The 18148-nt window shown below is 69.5% G+C and carries 12 protein-coding genes; 10 read left to right on the top strand and 2 right to left on the bottom strand.

Annotation, left to right across the window (positions count from 1 at the left end; genetic code table 11):
* Nucleotides 1-43 precede the first annotated feature (43 nt).
* Both PW843_02310 and PW843_02305 read right to left on the bottom strand, forming a co-directional pair.
* A complete protein-coding gene (locus PW843_02310) occupies nt 44-4792 on the bottom strand; it encodes a tetratricopeptide repeat protein (protein ID MDE1145438.1) in 4749 nt (1582 codons plus the stop codon).
* 94 nt (nt 4793-4886) lie between these two features.
* Nucleotides 4887-8543 carry a tetratricopeptide repeat protein gene (locus tag PW843_02305; protein MDE1145437.1) on the bottom strand — a complete coding sequence of 1219 codons (3657 nt, stop codon included), beginning with the start codon at nt 8541-8543 and terminating at the stop codon, nt 4887-4889.
* A 385-nt stretch (nt 8544-8928) separates the two neighbouring features.
* On the opposite strand from PW843_02305, the gene pseB reads away from it, so the two are divergent.
* The 10 genes from pseB (at nt 8929) to PW843_02255 (ending at nt 18141) form a co-directional block, all read left to right on the top strand.
* The gene (pseB, locus tag PW843_02300) at nt 8929-9918 is read left to right on the top strand and encodes a UDP-N-acetylglucosamine 4,6-dehydratase (inverting) (protein MDE1145436.1); all 990 of its coding nucleotides are present in this window, start codon (nt 8929-8931) and stop codon (nt 9916-9918) included.
* The gene (pseC, locus tag PW843_02295) at nt 9918-11129 is read left to right on the top strand and encodes a UDP-4-amino-4,6-dideoxy-N-acetyl-beta-L-altrosamine transaminase (GenBank protein ID MDE1145435.1); all 1212 of its coding nucleotides are present in this window, start codon (nt 9918-9920) and stop codon (nt 11127-11129) included. Before pseB ends, pseC begins: the two co-directional genes overlap by 1 nt.
* A 152-nt stretch (nt 11130-11281) precedes the next feature.
* Nucleotides 11282-11446 (top strand): hypothetical protein, encoded by a 165-nt coding sequence (locus PW843_02290; GenBank protein ID MDE1145434.1) that lies wholly within the window; start codon nt 11282-11284, stop codon nt 11444-11446.
* A 240-nt stretch (nt 11447-11686) separates the two neighbouring features.
* A complete protein-coding gene (locus PW843_02285) occupies nt 11687-13270 on the top strand; it encodes a PfkB family carbohydrate kinase (GenBank protein MDE1145433.1) in 1584 nt (527 codons plus the stop codon).
* Nucleotides 13271-13413: 143 nt separating this feature from the next.
* Nucleotides 13414-14064 carry a hypothetical protein gene (locus PW843_02280; GenBank protein ID MDE1145432.1) on the top strand — a complete coding sequence of 217 codons (651 nt, stop codon included), beginning with the start codon at nt 13414-13416 and terminating at the stop codon, nt 14062-14064.
* On the top strand, nt 14036-15151 hold the full coding sequence (locus tag PW843_02275) for an aminoglycoside phosphotransferase family protein (GenBank protein ID MDE1145431.1): 1116 nt from the start codon (nt 14036-14038) through the stop codon (nt 15149-15151). Before PW843_02280 ends, PW843_02275 begins: the two co-directional genes overlap by 29 nt.
* Before the next feature lie 5 nt (nt 15152-15156).
* Nucleotides 15157-15960, top strand: coding sequence for a transketolase (locus tag PW843_02270; protein MDE1145430.1), 804 nt, complete (start codon nt 15157-15159; stop codon nt 15958-15960).
* 5 nt (nt 15961-15965) lie between these two features.
* Nucleotides 15966-16892 carry a transketolase C-terminal domain-containing protein gene (locus PW843_02265; GenBank protein MDE1145429.1) on the top strand — a complete coding sequence of 309 codons (927 nt, stop codon included), beginning with the start codon at nt 15966-15968 and terminating at the stop codon, nt 16890-16892.
* Nucleotides 16889-17707 carry a hypothetical protein gene (locus PW843_02260; protein MDE1145428.1) on the top strand — a complete coding sequence of 273 codons (819 nt, stop codon included), beginning with the start codon at nt 16889-16891 and terminating at the stop codon, nt 17705-17707. Before PW843_02265 ends, PW843_02260 begins: the two co-directional genes overlap by 4 nt.
* Complete coding sequence (locus PW843_02255; protein ID MDE1145427.1) at nt 17704-18141, top strand: sporadic carbohydrate cluster protein, TIGR04323 family; 438 nt, start codon at nt 17704-17706, stop codon at nt 18139-18141. Before PW843_02260 ends, PW843_02255 begins: the two co-directional genes overlap by 4 nt.
* The last annotated feature ends 7 nt before the right edge of the window (nt 18142-18148 follow it).

The following is an 18148-nucleotide window of genomic DNA, read 5'->3' as shown; positions in this document are numbered from 1 at the left end:
CTATGCTCGGCCGGGGCCTATGGCGGCATAAATGCCGCCGGCCTCACGCCCGCAGCAGGCGGCGCAGGTCGGCGACCATGGCGGACAGCGCCCCGCCCGCGCCGCCCGGCCGGTCCAAGGCGTACAGCCGCTGCGACGGGAACCAGGGCCGGACAGCGGTGCCCAACGTGGTCCAGTCGCGCGGCGCGAAACGCCAGCAAGGCGTGCCGACGGCACCCGCCAGTTCGCCGGTGGAGGTGGCCGGCGTGATCACCAGGTCGCAGGCGGCCGTCAGGGCGGCCGCAGTTTCCAGGTCGTTGAACAGGTCGGCATCGGCGAAGCGGTGGATGGTCAGGCCGGTTTCACGGTGGAAGGCCGCGATCTCCTCCTCCGCCGGCTGGTAGTGCAGGCTGACCACGCGCAGGCCGGGCAGCGCCAGCAGCCCGCGCCAGTCCGACAGGGTGGAATAGACGCGCGACCGTTCGGTGCCCAGTTGGCCCGACCGCCAGCCAATGCCCAGGGTGAGGGCCGGCCCCGGCGACAGGGCCGCCAGGCGGCCGCGCCAATGATCCACGCGCTCAGGGTCGGGCACCAGGGGGGCTGGCGCGAAATCGGTCAGGCCACCACCCAGCAGGCCGGCCAGATCACCCGCCGCCGCCACGAAATCCGCCTCCGCGGCCTCCAGCCCGGCCGATGCCTGGCCGGGTACCCGGGGCAGGAAGCGGATGGCTGGGAAACTGCGCTGGAACAGCGGCAGCAGGCGTGGGTCGCAATCGACCAGCAGTTCGCGGGCTCCCTCACGTTCGGCCCGCGCCTGCAAGGCGGGATACAGGGCCGCGAACAGCAGTTCGTCCCCCAGCCCCTGTTCGCGCCATACCCGCAGGCGGCGGCCGCCCAAACTTTCGCCGCGCCAGGCCGGCCGATCGAAGCGGGGCACCGGTTGCTTGCCCTCCGCCGCGAAGCGCCAGGCATAGCCCTGCCAACCGGCATCCAACCGGCCGGCCGCCAAGTCCAGCAGGCTGCGGTTGAAATGCGCCGTGGCCAGGTTGGGGTCCAGCGCCACGGCCCGGCCGTAACTTTCCGCCGCCGCGTCCGTGCGCCCCAGGTCGGCCAGGCAGCGGCCCCGGTTGTTCCAGACCATCGCCTCGTTCGGCGCCACGGCCAGGGCCCGATCCTGCCAGGCAAGGCCGGCCTCGGCATCGCCCAGCAGGCGCAAGGCGTCACCCATCCCCGTGAGGGCATCAATTCCGTCCCCGGGCAAACCGGCCGCACCCAGCGCGCGACGGAAAGCCAGGGCGGCATCCCCCGGCCGATCCAGCGCCAGCAGCGCCGACCCCAGGTTGGAGGCAGCCGCCGCCAGGGCGGGATCCAGCACCAGGGCCTGCTCGTGGCACGCCACCGCCGCGTCCGGCCGCCCCTGCGCCAGCAAGGCGTTGCCCAGGTTGGTCAGCACATCCGCCCGATCCGGCCCATGCGCCAGGGCCTGGCGGTAGTGCGCCTCCGCCTCCGCCGGACGGCCCAGGGATTGGAGGACGTTGCCCAGGTTGGACTGGGCCACGGCATAGTCGGGGGCCACACCCACAGCGCGCTGCAGGAAGGGCAGGCCCGCCGCCGGCCGGCCCAGTTGGCTGAGCGCCAGGCCCATGAGGTGCAGGGCCACCGGCTGGTCCGGCTGGCGGTCCAGAACGGCGCGGTACAGCGGCAAGGCGCCCGCCGCGTCGCCCCCCTGGTGCCGGGCCGCGGCATCCGCCAGCAAGCTTTCCCCATCTTGGGCGGCAGCAGGGATCCCTTCGCGGGACACGTCGGACGCCGATGGTGAAGCCGCGGCCGGCACCGCGCCCAGGGCCTTCAGCGTCCCCACCACCGCCCCGATCACGGACCGCGCCCGCCGGCTGCCATGGGGCTGGGAAAAGATGCGCATGCTGGTGAACCAGGGCCGCACGGCCGTGCCCAACATGGACCAGTCCCGCCGCGTGCCCACCCGCCAGACCGGCACGCCCAGGGCACCCGCCATTTCGCCGACGGAGGTGGGGGCCGTGATCACCAGATCCAGGCCGCACATCAGGGCGCCGACAGCCTCCAGGTCCAGGCGCAGGTCGGTATCGGCCCAACGGTGCACGGTGATGCCCAACCGGGCCTCGACCTCCCCTACCTCATCCTTCACGTCGCCATATTGCAGCAGCACGGGGATGATGCCCGGCAGGCGCACCAGCGGCGCCCAATCGGCCAGCTGGGTATAGGCGCTGTCGCGCGAGACATCGCGCACCATGCTTTGCCAGCATAGACCCACCCGCAGGCCGGGGCCCAGCGTATCCAGTCGGTCCCGCCAGAAGCCCGCACGGGCGGGGTCCGGCGTCAGGTACGGGGCGCCCTGGAAACGGGCGGCCCCCTGTCGCAGCATGCCCGGCAGGCCACCGGCCGGGATGTGCAAATCGGCACCCGCCGCCACCGGATCAGCCACATCGGCCAGGGTCACCCGGCCATCAGCCCCACCGACGAAGGCCCGGGTGAAGAAGCCGGCCAATCGGGGATCGCATTCCAGCACAAACCGGGCACCGGGATGCGCCTTGATCAGATCGGGGTACACGCTGGCGAACATCAGTTCGTCCCCCAAACCCTGCTCGCGCCAGACCAGCAGGGTGCGGCCGGTCAAGTCGCGGCCGTCCCACTGGGGGATCTGGAACCGCCGGTCCGGTTTCGCCTGCCCCGCGGCGAAACGGCTGTCGTACTTCGCCCAGCCGGCGGCCAGACGGCCGTCCGCCAGGTCCAGCAGGGCCGCGTTGTAGCGGGTGGACGGGAAATCGGGCCGGATGGCCAGGGCACGATCAAACGCGGCGCGGGCGCCATCAAGCGCACCGGGTTTGTCATCGGCCATCCAGGCCAAGCCCAGATTGTTGGCGGCCTCGGCGAAGGTGGGGTCCAGGACCAGAGCCCGTTCGTGCTGCGAACGTGCCTCATCCAGCAATTCGACCGCCACCAGCACCATGCCCAGGTTGGTCCGGGTGAAGGGCGTTTCCTCCGCCACCACCGCCTGCCGCGCGGAGGCGAGGGCACCGGCGGCATCACCCATGTTGACCAACGCCTGGGCACGGTCGGCCAGCGCCTTGGCATAGCCGGGGCGCAGCGCCAGAGCCCGGTCGGCCGCCGCGAGGCCGTCTTTCCACCGCCGCTGTTCCACCAGGGTTCCCCCCAGGTTGGACCAGGCCTCGGCATAATCGGGCGCCAGCTCGACGGCACGGGTGAAGGCGGCCAGCGCCCCCGGCCCATCGCCCAGAATGCGCAGGGCGCTGCCCAGGCTGTTGTGGGCCTGCGCGAAAGTCGGATCCAACCGCACCGCCCGGTGCAGCAAAAGCACGCCATCCTCGGGCTGCCCGCGCTGCACCCGGGCCAGCCCCAACAGGTGCAAGCCATCAACGTCATCCGGCGCCGCCGCCAGGACCTTTTGGTAAATCGCCTCGGCCGCCGCCAAATCGCCGGCGCGGTGTGCCGCCATGCCGGCCTCCAGCGTGGCGGGGACGACGGCCGCCGGTACCGGGCGGGCATCGGCCGCCATCGCCGTCAGCGCCGCGCGCATGGCCGGCACCACGGGCGCCAGCGGGCCGCCCGCTGTCAGCCATAACCGTTGGGCCGGGAACCAGGGTCGCTGGCCGGCACCCAGGTTGGCCCAGTTGGGATTGCCCTGGAAACGCCAGGTAGGCACGCCCAAGGCCGCCGACAACTCACCCACCGCCGTGCCGGCGGATATCACCAGGTCCAGGCCGGCCATCAGGGCCGCCACCCCTTCCTGGTCCCGTCTCAGATCCAGGTCGTCCCACAGGTGCAGGGTGACGCCGGCCACGGCCGCGACCTCGGCGATTTCCGCCTGGGCATCGCCTTCCCGCGCGTCGTACTGCAAGACGATGAAGTGCACGCCCGCAAGCGACAGCAGTGGCACCAGATCGGCCAGGGCCAGATACAGCCCCTCGCGCGCCAGGGTGCGCAAGCCGCTGCGCCAGCACAAACCGACCTTCAGGCCGGGACCCAGGGCATCCAACCGCCCCCGCCAGCGCGCCGCCAGATCGGGATCAGGCACCAGCCAGGGCGCGCCGTCCGTCGGAAAGTCCGACAGCCGGGGGCGCAGCAGGGCCGGCAATCCCCCCAGCGGCACATGGCAGTCGGCATCACGCGGCGTATCGGTGGGTGCCCGTACCTCCACGACCAAGTCCGGGGAGCCCGGCCCATTCAGAATCAGGGGGACCAGCGCGCGCGCGACCAGCCCGACCAGGCGCGCATCCAGTTCGACCACCAGGCGATGGGCACCGCGCGCCGCCAGCCAGCGCACCAGGTCGGGCAGGCAACTGGCGAACAGGATCTCGTCGCCCAAGCCCTGTTCCCGCCAGACCAGCAGCGTCCGGCCACGTACGTTTTCACCCGCCCAGGCGGGCAGGACCAGGTCGGGCCGGGGCGGCACGGACTCGGTGGCGAAGCGGCCGGGATAAAACCGCCAACCGGTGTCCAGATCACCGATTTCCAGCGCGATCAGCGCCAGGTTCCACCGGGCCAGGCCCCAGCCGGGACGCAAGGTCAGGGCATGCCGGTACTGGTCCATGGCCTCGGGCAGGCGGCGCAGGTCGGCCAGGGCCATGCCCAGGTTCAGGTGGGCGTCGGCATTGTCCGGCTGGACCGCCAGAACCGACCGCAGGTGCGACAAGGCCGTCGATGGCCGGCGTTGCAGCAGGGCGAGGTTGGCCAGACCGATATGGGCGGCGGGCAGGCCGGGTTCCAGCGTCAAGGCGTGGCCGAAGGCGTCCGCCGCCTCGGCTACCTGTTCCATCTCCGCCAGGGCCACGCCCAGGTTCACCCATCCGCCCGCCCAGCCGGGATCGGCGACGACGGCCCGCCGATGCGCCGAGGCCGCCCCGGCCTTGTCACCCAGCGCCGCCAGCGTCAGGCCCCGGTTGGCGTGCAGGGGCGCACGATCGCGGCGCCATCCGCACGGCGCGGTCGTGGCAACGCAGGGCGTCCGCCCCCTGCCCCTGGCCCAGCAGGACCAGCCCCAGGCCGGACAGGGCGTCGGCATTGCCGGGCTGCCGCCCCAGCAGCTGGCGATAACGCTCCGCGGCCTCGGCCCAGCGCTCTTCCCGGCGCAGCAGGCCGGCCAAGGCCGCCAGGGCGTTCTCATGCCCGCCATCCGCCGCCTGGCCCAGCAAGACCGCAGCTTGATCCATTTGCCCCGCGTCGCGGGATGCCATCCCCTGCCGATACAAGGCATCGCTATCCGGCGACGTCTCAGGAAGGGACGGGCGCGTGTCCGCCAGCAGGGCCAATTGCGCCGCCAGATCGGGCAGGACCTGGGCGATGGCCATACCGCGCGGGGGATGGAATGAGCGTTGGGCCGGGAACCAGGGCCGCACGGCGGTGCCCAGGCGCGTCCATTCCTCCGTCGGGCCCAGCCGCCAGCAGGATACGCCCAAGGCCCCGGCCATCTCCGACACCGCCGTCCCGGCGGAGACGACCAGATCCAGCCGGGACATCAGCGCCGCCAGGCCATCCAGGTCGTCGCGCAAATCCAGATCGGGCCAGCGATGGATGCGGACGCCCAACCGCGCCTCGACCTCCGCGATCTCGGTCTCAGCCACCACCGCATCGTATTGCAGGGTGACGAGGTGGAGACCGGCCAAGCGCAACAGCGGCGCCCAGTCGGCCAAGGGCGGATACAGGCCGCGCCGTTCTTCCACCATCAGGCCGCTACGCCAGCACAAGCCCACCTTCAGGCCCGGGCCTAGGGCGGCAAGGCGCCCCTCCCAGCCATCGGCCAAGCCGGCATCGGCCGTCAGGCTGGCGACCGGCGTCCGGCTGAAGTCGGCCAGGGTGGGGCGCAACAATCCGGGCAGGTCACCCGCCCAGATGGCGGCATCGGTGGCCGGCAGGGGGGTGCCGGCGGGAACGATGGCCGCATCGGGAAAGGCCCGCAGGAACAGGCGGACAAGACGGGGATCGCATTCGATGGCCAGCCGGCCGACCCGGTGCCGCAGGTCTTCATAAAGGCCGGCGAACAGCAGTTCGTCACCCAGGCCCTGTTCACGACGGACCAGCAGGCTGCGGCCGGCCAAATCCTGTCCACGCCACACGGGGCCGGGCAAAGCGGGGGAAGCCCCCGCCCGCACGGAGAAACGCTCCGCATAACCCCGCCAGCCTTCACCAAGGTCGCCCCGGACCAGGTGGGCCAATCCCAGATTGAAGCGGGCCAGCCCCAGACCCGGGTCGCACGCCAGCGCCGCCGTGAAGCAAGGCTCCGCCGCCGCCAGACGCCCTTGTGCCACCAGTGCCGTTCCCAGGTTGGCGTGGGCCAGCGCCATGTCCGGATCCAGCACGACCGCCCGGCGGGCCATGGCCTCCGCCTCTGTCCACCGGCCCCGCGCCGTCAGCACGCCCGATAGGTTCACCAAGGTCTCGGCCCGGTCGGGCTCCCGCCGCAGGGCGTCGGTCAGCATCGCTTCGGCCGCCGGCAAATCCCCCTTGTCCCGCAGCAGGGCCCCCAGGTTGGAGGCCGCCGCCACCAGCGCCGGATCCGCCGCGATGGCGCGGCGATAGGCGGCCTCGGCCTCATCCAGCCGGCCCAGATGGCGCAGGATGTTGCCCAGATTGTTCGCCGGCATGGCCGCCTGCCCGGGCGCCAGCAGCGCCAGCGCATCGCCGATGGCGTCCACCGCCCCCACGCCGTCGCCGGTCTGGTACCGGGCCAGTCCCAGCAGGTGCAAGGCTTGGCCCCGCGCCGTCGGCGCCAGATCGCCCCATTGCAGCAAGGCATCGAATGCCGCCACGGCGTCGGCGGCGCGCCCCGCCGTCATCAGGTCATAGGCCTCGACCAGTGTCGGCAGCCGGGCCGGCCGGGTGGGCGCCGGGGTGGGTTCTGGTATCGCCGCCAGCCGCACAGGGGGGGTGATCGTCCTTATTTCGATATCGAAATCAGCAAGGTTGATCAGCGTCTGCCGGGCGGCGCCCAGCGCGTGCGCCAGATCGCCACTGAAGATACGCATCGCCGGGTACCAAGGCCTGACCGGGGTGCCCAGCATGGACCAGTCACCCCGCGGCGACACCCGCCAGGTCGGTACCCCCATGGCCGCCGCCATTTCGCCGACCGAGGTGGGTGCCGTGATCACCAGGTCCAGGGCCGACATCAGGGCGGTGACGCCTTCAATGTCGTTGCGCATGTCCAGGTCGGCGAAGCGGTGGGGCACCGGCAGGCCCAGGGCGGCCGTCGCCGCCCGTTCCGCCGTGACGTCATTGTATTGCAGGTCGATCCACACGACGCCCGGCACGGCCAACAGGCCGGCCCATTGGGCGAGGCCCAGATAGTTGCCGCCGCGCTCATGCGCCTGAAGGCCGGAGGTCCAACACACGCCCACCTTCAGGGCCGGCCCCAAATCCGCCAGCCGTTGCCGCCAGACGGCGACGGCTGGCGGATCCGCCGTCAGCCATCCGGCATTGCCGCCCCCATTGCCCCCCCCCTCGGCGAAGCCTGACAGGGTTGCGGCGAACAGGCCCGGCAGGTCCCCCGCCGGCAGATGCACGTCGAAATCCGCAGCATTCAGCCGCTCGGCCCGGACCTCGGCCAGACCCGGCAAGCCGGCGGCGACGCGGGCCACGTAGCGGGACATCAGCCCCACCAGCCGGGGTTCCACGTCGAAAACGACACTTCCCCCACCCGATAGCGCCGCCCGCAGGGCTGGGGCGTAGAGGGGGGAGAACATGAACTCATCCCCCAGCCCCTGTTCCCGCCAGATCATCAAGCGGCGCCCCCGCAGGGCATCGCCCCCCCACACCGGGCCCCGGGGGTCGCGGCGGGCATTCACTGTTCCGGATCCAAAACGATATTTGTAATCCGGCCATCCGCCCGCCAGGTCGCCCAGGGCCAACCGCACCAGGGCGCGGTTCCAATGGGCGACCGGATCGCCCGGGGCCAGATCAACGGCGCGACTGAGTTCGACTTGGGCCGAGGACAGGTTTCCCTGCCATTGCAGGGCCAGACCCAGGTTGACGCGGGCCTGCACGCTGTTCGGCTGAAGTGCCAGCGCGCGGCGCATCAGCGTCTCGGCCGCCGGCGCACGGCCCGTCAGGCGCAGCACGTCGCTGAAGTTCAGCATGGCCCCGACATTGTCGGGCGCCAGCGACAGCAGGGTGCGGTAAGCCGCTTCCGCATTTGCCATGTCGCCCGCCTGGCGGTGCGCCATGGCCAGCGACATCCAGGCGGCGACCGACCGGGGCGCCAGGCGCACCGCGCGCCTCAGCAAAGGCGCCGCCTCATCCGGCAGGAACCGTTCGACCAGCAACAGGCCCAGATTTTCCAGCGTGGCCACATCATTGGGCCGGAGCGCCAGCGCCCGTTCCAACAGGACGCGGCCTTCGTCCGAGCGCCCCTGCTGATGGCACGCGACGCCACACAGGTTCAGCGCGTCGGCCTGCATCGGATCCAAGGCCAGGACGCGGCGATACAGCCCCTCGGCCCCGGCCAGGTCGCCGACGCGATGCCGGTCCATGGCCTGGTTCAGCAAGGGGCCGATACCGCCGCCGCCCTTCCCCACACCGACTTCACTGGACCGGTCCCGGACCATTCACCACCTGTTAAGGGCTTTTGCCGGAGGGTTGCGGGGGCCGCCCCGCGGTCCGGCCCGCACTGCCGCGCAAGAGTAGCAGTTGTGTAGTGATTACATAAATCCCACAGATTGTTGATACTTGCAGCCCTGTTGGCGCTATAGTCCGACCACGAATTCATGAGCCCAACCTTAAGGCACGGCAGGCGCCATGGGTAAGCTGGGGAAAAGGCTACAAGGCTACGGTTTGGCTACGCGGCCCGCGCGGGGGGCGATAGTATGAGGGCGATCTCCAAGATCTTTCAGGCCGGGGGCACCTATCCCTCGGAAGCAGGGGCTGTCATGACGTCCAAGTTTCTCAAATCGGCCCTGGGCGATTTCAACGGCGCCCTCCATCCTGATTACCGGCGGCACCGGTTCCTTCGGGCGGCAGTTCGTCCGTTACCTGCTGGCCCATGCCAAGCCGCGCCGGATCATCATTTTCTCCCGTGACGAGTTCAAACAGTACGAGATGCAGCAGCAGCTGGGCGTCGACCATGAGGGCGTGCTGCGCTTTTTCATCGGCGACGTGCGTGACCGCACGCGGCTGGAACTGGCGATGCGCGAGGTCGATTACTGCATCCACGCCGCCGCGCTGAAGCATGTGCCCACCGCCGAATACAACCCCATCGAATGCATCCGCACCAACATCTACGGCGCGGAGAACGTGGTGCATGCGGCCCTGGCCGCCGGGGTGCGCAAGGTCATCGCGTTGTCCACGGACAAGGCCGCCAGCCCCATCAACCTGTATGGGGCCAGCAAGCTGGCGTCCGACAAGATCTTCGTGGCATCCAACAACCTGTCCGGGTCGGTCGGCACGCGCTTCGCCGTGGTGCGCTACGGCAACGTCGTGGGGTCGCGCGGCAGCGTCATCCCCCTGTTCCGCAAACTGATCGAAGAGGGTGCGGCCGAACTGCCCATCACCGACGAACGCATGACCCGTTTCTGGATCACCCTGCAGCATGGGGTGGAGTTCGTGGCCTCATGCTTCGGCATGATGCAGGGGGGCGAGATCTACGTGCCCAAGATTCCCAGCATGCGGATGGACGACCTGGCCCGCTGCATGGCACCTGACCTGCCCCACAAGGTCATCGGCATCCGGCCGGGCGAAAAGCTGCACGAGGTCATGATCACCGAGGACGACAGCCGCCAGACCTTCGAGATGGAGGATCGCTACGTCATCGAGCCGGCCTTCAACTGGTGGACGCGCCAGGCCTACGTCAAGCTGGGCGCCAAAGTCGTGCCCGACGGCTTCAGCTATCGCAGCGACACCAACACCGACTGGCTGACGCCGGAACGGCTGGCGGTGCTGCTGCAGAGGCCGTGATGTCCACGCAGCCCTTCCTGCCCTATGGCCGGCAGGCGATCGACGAGGATGACATCGCCGCCGTCACCGCCGTGCTGCGCGGCGATTGGCTGACGCAAGGCCCCACCGTCACCCGGTTCGAACAGGCCTTCGCCGACGCGGTCGGCGCACGGCACGCCGTGGCCTGCGCCAATGGCACGGCAGCGCTGCACCTGGCCTTCATGGCGCTGAACCTGGAGCCCGGCGATGCCGTGGTCGTGCCTACCGTCACCTTCCTGGCCACGGCCAACGCCGCGCGTTACTGCGGGGCGGAGGTGGCGTTTGCCGACGTCGACGCGCAAACCGGCCTGATGGGCCGCGCCCAGGCGGAGACCGCCATCGCGCGGGCCGAGGCGCGGGGTTGGCGTGTCCGCGCCCTGGCCCCCGTGCACTTGGCCGGCCAGGCGGCGGACATGGCCAGCCTGGCGGCATTGGCGCACGAGCGCGGCCTGGCCATTGTGGAGGATGCCTGCCACGCCGTGGGCAGCAGCCTGACCGGTACCGACGGCCAGCCGGTCGCCATCGGTGCCTGCGACCGGTCGGCGATGGCGTGCTTTTCCTTCCATCCGGTCAAGACCATCGCCGCCGGCGAGGGCGGCATGGTCACCACCAACGACGACGCGCTGGCCCAGGCCCTGCGCCGTTATGTCAGCCACGGCATGGTGCGCGACGCCGCCCAGTTCCAGGACGGCGAAGCCGCCTTCGACGCCAAGGGGGCGGCCAACCCCTGGTATTATGAGATGCCGGAGCCGGGGTACAATTATCGGCTGACGGACATCCAGGCGGCCCTGGGCCTGAGCCAGATGGCCAAGCTGGACCGCTTCGCCCGGCGCCGGCGCGACCTGGTGGCGCGCTATGATGCGGCGCTGGCCCCCCTGGCCCCCACCATTCGCCCCGCCGGGCGCAGCGGCGGGGAACCGGCCTGGCACCTGTACGTGGCGCTGTTCGATTTCGAGCGCCTGGGCCAGGACCGTGCCGCGATCATGGGCCGGCTGCGGAACGCGGGCGTCGGTACACAGGTTCACTACATTCCGGTGCACCGCCAGCCCTATTATCGGGCGCGCTACGGCGCCCTGGACTTGGCCGGCGCCGAGGGCTGGTATGGCGCCTGCCTGTCGCTGCCGCTATACCCCGCCATGACGGACGGGGATGTGGACCGGGTGGTCGCGGCGGTCAGCCGGGCGGCCGACTGACCGCATCGCCCGGCCACCTTGGCAAAACGCTTTTGCAACGGGACATCCGATCATGGCCGACCAGAGCTTCGACATCGTCATCGGGGGGGGCCGGCTTTATGGGTAGCCACCTGACCGATGCCCCGCCGGCGGCGGGCCGCCGGATCGTGGCCATGGACAATCTTGCCGCCGGCCGGCTGGCAAATCTTGCCCAGCATCAGGACAACCCGGCCTTCCGCTTTGTCGAGGGCGACATCAATGGCGATTTCTCCATGGCGGAGGCGGCGTGGGCCGCCGGAGTTCGCCGCATGATGTACGCTGCCTCCGGCTCCTGCTAAGGCACCCGGGCCCACCCAAGCGCCCGGGTGCGCCCGACTGCACCTTCGCGGACATCGCCAAGATAAACCATCGAACTGGGCCGAGCGCCGGCCGTTGCCATTGAAGAATGGTGTGGCCCGACTTTTGCGAAATCTCAACTATTGGCAAGATGCGCCGGTGCGGACCACCGGCACCATCGCCGACGCGACAAAGGACTGGTTCCGGTACATCAAAGGCTGATCGGATTGGACGGTACAAAAATGACCGACGCTAAAGAGCTGGGCGCGGAAGGGCAGAAGGCCCCCTTGTCCCGGCGCCCCACGCGGGACAAGGTTCGCACCCTGGATGAGGTCGCGGCCATCGCGGCCCAGACCCGCGCCGAAGGCCGGCGCGTGGTGCTGGCGCACGGCGTGTTCGACCTGTTGCACCTGGGCCATGTCCGCCACCTGGAAGAGGCACGCCGCCTGGGCGACATGCTGGTGGTGACGCTGACGGCCGACCGGCAGGTCAACAAGGGCCCCGGCCGCCCCGTCTTTTCCGAGCAGCTGCGCGCCCAGATGGTCGCGGCGATGGAGCATGTGGACCTGGTCGCCATCAGCACGGAACAGACCGCCGTCAACGTGCTGCACACCATCCGCCCGTCCATCTATGTGAAGGGATCGGAATACGCCAACGACGCCGACGACGTCACCGGCGGCATCATCGATGAGCGCAACGCGGTGGAGGCCCACGGCGGCCGCGTCGCCTTCACCGACGACATCACCTTCAGTTCATCGTCCCTGATCAACAAGTACCTGGGCGTCTACGACGCCGAGCTTCAGACCTATCTGGAAGGCGCGCGGGAGCGGGACATACTGCCCCGGCTGCTGGCAGCCATCGAATCGGTAAAGGATTTCAAGGTCCTGCTGGTGGGCGATACCATCATCGACGAATATCGCCACGTCCTGCCGATGTCGAAGTCGCCCAAGGAAAACATGATCGCCACCCTGTTCCGCGACAAGGAGACGTTCGCGGGCGGCGTCATCGCGGCGGCCAACCACGTGGCGGCCTTCTGCCGGCAAGTGGACGTGCTGACCTGCCTGGGTGAGACGCATTCCTTCGACGACCTGGTACGCGCCAGCCTGAAGCCCAACGTGCGGGTGGACACCGTCACCCGCCCGGGCAAGCCCACCACGCGCAAGACCCGGTTCGTCGAGACCGGCTACATGCGCAAGCTGTTCGAAGTCTATGAGATGGACGACACCCCCCTGGATGAGGCGGAGGCGGGTAGCCTGACGCGCCTGATCGAGGAGCGGGCCGGCGATTACGACCTGGTCATCGCCACCGATTTCGGCCACGGCATGATCACCGAACCGGTGATCGACGCGCTAACGCGGCATGCCCGCTTCCTGGCGGTCAACACCCAGACCAACAGCGCCAACGTCGGCTATAACCTGATCACCCGTTATCCCCGCGCCGACTACATCTGCATCGACGCGCCGGAGGCCCGGCTGGCCCTGTCCGACAAGTTCAGCGACATCGCCATCATCGCCTCGGAAAAGCTGCCCCAGCGCATGGAGTGCGACCGGTTGATCATCACCCAGGGCAAGCTGGGGTGCGTGGCCTATAACGCCACCACCGGCACCTGCCGCATCCCGGCCTTCACCAACATGGTGGTGGACACGGTGGGGGCGGGCGACGCCTTCCTGGCCGTCAGTTCGCCCCTGGTGGCCGCCGGGGTGGACATGGATTTGGTGGCCTTTATCGGCAATGCCGCCGGCGCCATCAAGGTGGGCATCGTCGGCCATCGCCAGTCGGTGGAGAAGGCCCCGCTGGTGAAGTTCCTGACCGCTATCCTGAAATGATCCTCGCCTGAGACTGGAAACGCCCCCATGACCACCCCCCGTACCTGGCATGTCCTCGTCACCGGCGGCGCCAGCCAGGTGCCGGACTCTTTAAGCGCCCCCCGCCACTTCAACATCAAGAAGATGCAGGAGATCGGGCTGAAGTGACCATCCCCGCCGCCAAACCCACACGCCATATCGGCCTGGATTTCGACAACACCATCGTGCTGTACGACGCGGTCTTCGCCGATCTGGGCCGGGAGGCTGGCCTGTTGCCATTGGGGTTCGCCGGTGGCAAGGGGGCCGTGCGCGCCCATATCCGTGCCCTGCCCCAGGGCGAAGCCAAGTGGACGGCCCTTCAGGCCAAGGTCTACGGCCCCGGCATCAAGCGCGCCGTGCCGGCCCCCGGCCTGTTCGACGCGCTGGGCCGCTTGGCCGCCGCCGGCTGGCGCCTGAGCATCGTCAGCCACAAGACGGAATTCGCGGCGGCCGAGCCCGACGGCATGAACCTGCGTGAGGCGGCCCGCGGCTGGATCGCGCGGCACGGCCTGACGGACCGTTTCGGCATCCAGGCCGCCGACATTCATTTCCTGCCGACACGGGAGGAAAAGATCACCCGCATCATCGACGCCGGCTGCACCGACTTCGTCGACGATCTGGTAGAAGTGTTCCAGGAAAAGGACTTCCCCCCCGCGGTGCGGCAATATCTGTACACGCCCGGCGGTCCCCATCCGCACGAACGCGGCGGGCCCTGGACCGGGTGCGCCACCTGGCAGGAGATCGGCGATGCGCTGCTCAACCGTCATGCCGCCTGAGGCGACCGATACACTGGCGGAGTCAGCCACCCGCCTGCTGGGCACGCCCGTCCTGGGGCTGGAGCACGTGGCCGGCGGCGGCAACAACCGCCTGTACCGCATCACCACCGCCACCGGGGCGGCCGCCCTGAAATGCTATGACAGCGGATCGGCGGACGCGCAGTCGCATCGGCTGGAGCGGGAGTTCGGCGGCCTGCGTTTCCTGGAACAGGCGGGGGAAACGGCGGTGCCGCGGGCCCTGGCCGCCGATACCGGGGAACGGCTGGGTTTGTACCAGTGGATCGATGGCGTGCCCGCGGCCCGGGACACGGCCGGCCGGGATGCCGGCGCGATTGAGCAGGCTGTCGCCTTCGTCGCCCGCCTGCACACGGCCTGCGGGATGCCGGGCGCCGACACCCTGGGTGAAGCGGCGGAATCCTGCCTGGCGGCCATCAATCTGACAGCGCAAATTCGCGGGCGGCTGGACCGCTTGAAAACTGTGGCCGAAGCGCCGGACTCCGGAGAGCCGGAGTTGGCGGCCCTGCTGGAAGGGGAGCTGTGGCCCACGCTGGTGCGCGCGGCCCAGCGGCTGCACCGCCTGTATGACGGCATCGGCCTGCGCGCCAATGCCGCCCTGCCCCACCATCTGCGCACCCTGTCGCCATCGGATTTCGGTTTCCACAACGCCATAACCCAGGCCGACGGCCGATTGGTGTTTATTGATTTCGAGTATTTCGGCTGGGACGACCCGGTAAAACTGGCGGCCGATTTCCTGTGGCACCCGGCCATGACGCTGACAGTCCGGGAGCGGGATCGCTGGTGGCAAGGCATGGCGGCGACGTTCGCAGGCGACGACGCGGCCTTCCCGGCGCGGCTCAGCGCCCAGCTGCCGCTGTACGGCCTGCGCTGGGCCTTGATCATGCTCAATGAATTCCTGCCCGACCGCTGGCAGCGTCGCGTCTACGCTGGCACGACGGCCGATTGGCCGGCCGCCAAGGCCGCGCAGTTGCGCCGTGCCGGCGCCCGCATCGCGGCGGTCGCCGCCCTGCTGGACAGCATGACCGATGCGGGCGACGACCTTGACCTTACGCTTTTGCCCTCAGGATGACGCTGATGGATGACCGTTCCAAATATTTGCGGCGGCTGGTGATCGATGCCCTTGAGGGCGGCGGGCGCGGCCATATCGGATCGTCGATGTCGTTGGTGGAGATTCTGCGCGTCTTGTACGACGACGTGCTGGACGTGCGGCCCGACGACCCGCGCTGGCCCGACCGCGACCGCTGCATCCTGTCCAAGGGCCACGGCTGCCTGACCTGGTACGCCGTGCTGGCGGACAAGGGTTTCTTCCCCAAAGAGGAACTGCTGCGCCAGTGCCGGGCCGGCGCCATGCTGGGCGGCCACCCGGAGCGCGCCCACATCCCAGGCGTGGAGGCATCCACCGGATCGCTGGGCCACGGCCTGTCCATCGGTACCGGCATGGCCATCGCCGCCCGCATGCAGAAGCGCCCGTCGCGCGTCTTCGTCATCACGGGCGACGGCGAACTGGACGAGGGATCGGTGTGGGAGGCGGCGATGCACGCCGGCAAGCACCGCCTGGAAAACCTGGTGGCCCTGGTCGATTACAACAAGCTGCAGTCCTATGGCCCGGTGAAGGAAGTGCTGGACCTGGAGCCGCTAGCCGACAAGTGGCGCGCCTTCGGCTGGGGCGTGAAAGAGGTGGACGGCCATGACGTCGACGCCCTGCGGGCCCAGTTGTCCACCCTGCCGTTCGAAGCGGGCAAGCCGTCCGTCCTGATCTGCCACACGGTGAAGGGCAAGGGTTTCGACTTCGCCGAACACCAGGCCACCTGGCACCACAAGGCCCGGGTGGAGGCGCCCGACGTGGCGCGCATGCGCGAAGCGCTGGAAAGGGCCTGAACCCCATGAGACAAGTCGCCGTCAACATGGTCGAAACTCTGGCCCGCCAGGACGATCGCGTCGTCTTCATCGGATCGGACCTGGGCCCGGGCCTCCTGAAGAACATGAAGGCCGACATGCCGGACCGCTTCTTCATGGAGGGCGTGGCCGAGCAGCACATCATCGGCATGGCCGCCGGCATGGCGATGGAGGGGTACATCCCCTATATCAACACCATCGCCACCTTCCTCACGCGCCGCTGTTTCGACCAGATCGCCATCGACGTCTGCCTGGAAAACCTGCCGGTGCGCCTGATCGCCAGCGGCGGCGGCCTGGTCTACGCGCCCCTGGGGCCCACCCACCTGGCGTTCGAGGACATGGGCCTGCTGCGCACCCTTCCCAACATGGCCATCGCGGCACCGGTGGACGCACCGGAGATGGAACGCCTGATGCGGGCGTCGCTGGACTGGAAGGGGCCGCTGTACATCCGCCTGGCCAAGGGCGGCGACCCAGTGGTGAGCCGGGCCGAGGCGGGTTTCGCCATCGGCAAGGCCATCGCCATGCGGCAGGGCGGCGACGTCACCCTCATCGGCACCGGCATCATGACCGGCCGCGCCCTCGCCGCCGCCGAACAGCTGGAAACCCAGGGCATCTCGGCATCCGTCCTGCACATGCATACGGTGAAGCCGCTGGACGATGCCGCCGTGCTGGAAGCCGCGGCCGGCACCGGCCTGATCGTGACGGTGGAGGAGCACACCCGCATCGGCGGCCTGGGCAGCGCCGTGGCCGAACTGCTGGCCGAAACCGACGGCGCCCCCCGCCTGCTGCGCCTGGCCCTGCCCGACGCCTTCCCCGAGGGTTACGGCAGCCAGGACAATTTGCTGTCCCTGGCCGGCCTGACGGTTGACGGCATCACCGGCGCCGTGACCAAGGCGCTGGAGGGCCGCAAATGACCACACCCCACTTCAGTTTCCAGAAACCGGCCGAGCAGGCGCTGGCCGACCGCTTCCTGGGCGACGGCTATATCATCGCCCCGGCGGAGGATCGGTCCGCCCTGGACGCCATCCGTGATCTGGTGGCGGGCATCGCCGCCGATTGGCTGGGCCAGCCCAAGCCGGCGGACGCCGACCGTTTCCTGAACGACATCGGCGGCCAGGTCCCGCCCGCCCGCCTGAACGATTTCCGCCTGGCCGTCATCGGCGGCATGAACGCCGCACCCTGGCTGCGCGCCGCCTATTTCAGCGTGGCGCGCACGGCGGTCGAGGCCATCGTGGGCAGCGAGTTGTGCATGCAGCGGCGGGTGAACCTGTCCATCCAGCTGCCGGACGATGACAGTTCCCTGCTGCCCATCCATGCCGACACCTGGTCGGGCGACAGCCCGTTCGAGATCGTGCTGTGGATCCCCCTGGTGGACTGTTACCGCAGCAAGAGCATGTTCCTGCTGCCGCCCGGTCCCAACGCGGCGCTGGAGCGGGATTTCGGCCGCTGGTCGGCGCACAGCGTGGACGCCATGTACCAGGCGATCGAGAAGGATCTGGCCTGGATGGACGTGCCCTACGGCAGCTTCCTGCTGTTCAACCAGAACCTGGCGCACGGCAACCGCCTGAACCGGGAAAAGGACGCGCGCTGGACCATGAACTGCCGGTTCAAGGGCGTGTTCACCCCCTATGCCGACAAGAAGCTGGGCGAGTTTTTCGAGCCCATCACCCTGCGCCCCGCCAGCCGCGTGGGCCTGGACTACCGCTTGCCCGGGGAGTTCGAGGAATGAGCGAGGAGCCCTTCACCCGTCACGGCTATCGCGGCTATGTCGGCGCACGCCCCGTCTTCGGCAACCGCGCGCCGCAGGCGGTGCAGAACCTGGTCATCCGCGACTACGCCGCCCGCAACAAGCTGGCCTACAAGCTGTCAGCCACCGAATACGCCATGCCCGCCTGCTATATCATGCTGCATCAGGTGCTGGCGGAACTGCCCCGGCTGGAGGGCGTGATCCTGTATTCCCTGTTCATGCTGCCCCAGCGGCGCGAACGCCGGCGTGCCGTCTACCAGACCGTGCTGGATCAGGGTGCCGTCCTGCATACCGCCGTGGAAGGCATGGTGCTGCGCGAGGCCGCCGACATCGGCCGGCTGGAGGACGTGTGGCTGGTGCAGCAGGCCATGGTCCGGGCGGGTCCGACGCTCAACCTTTCCCATCCCATCGCCTGAGGCCCCA

The sequence above is a fragment of the Azospirillaceae bacterium genome (genome assembly GCA_028283825.1).
In the GTDB taxonomy this organism is placed as follows: Bacteria; Pseudomonadota; Alphaproteobacteria; order Azospirillales; family Azospirillaceae; genus Nitrospirillum.
This window is presented reverse-complemented; position numbering and strand designations above follow the sequence as displayed.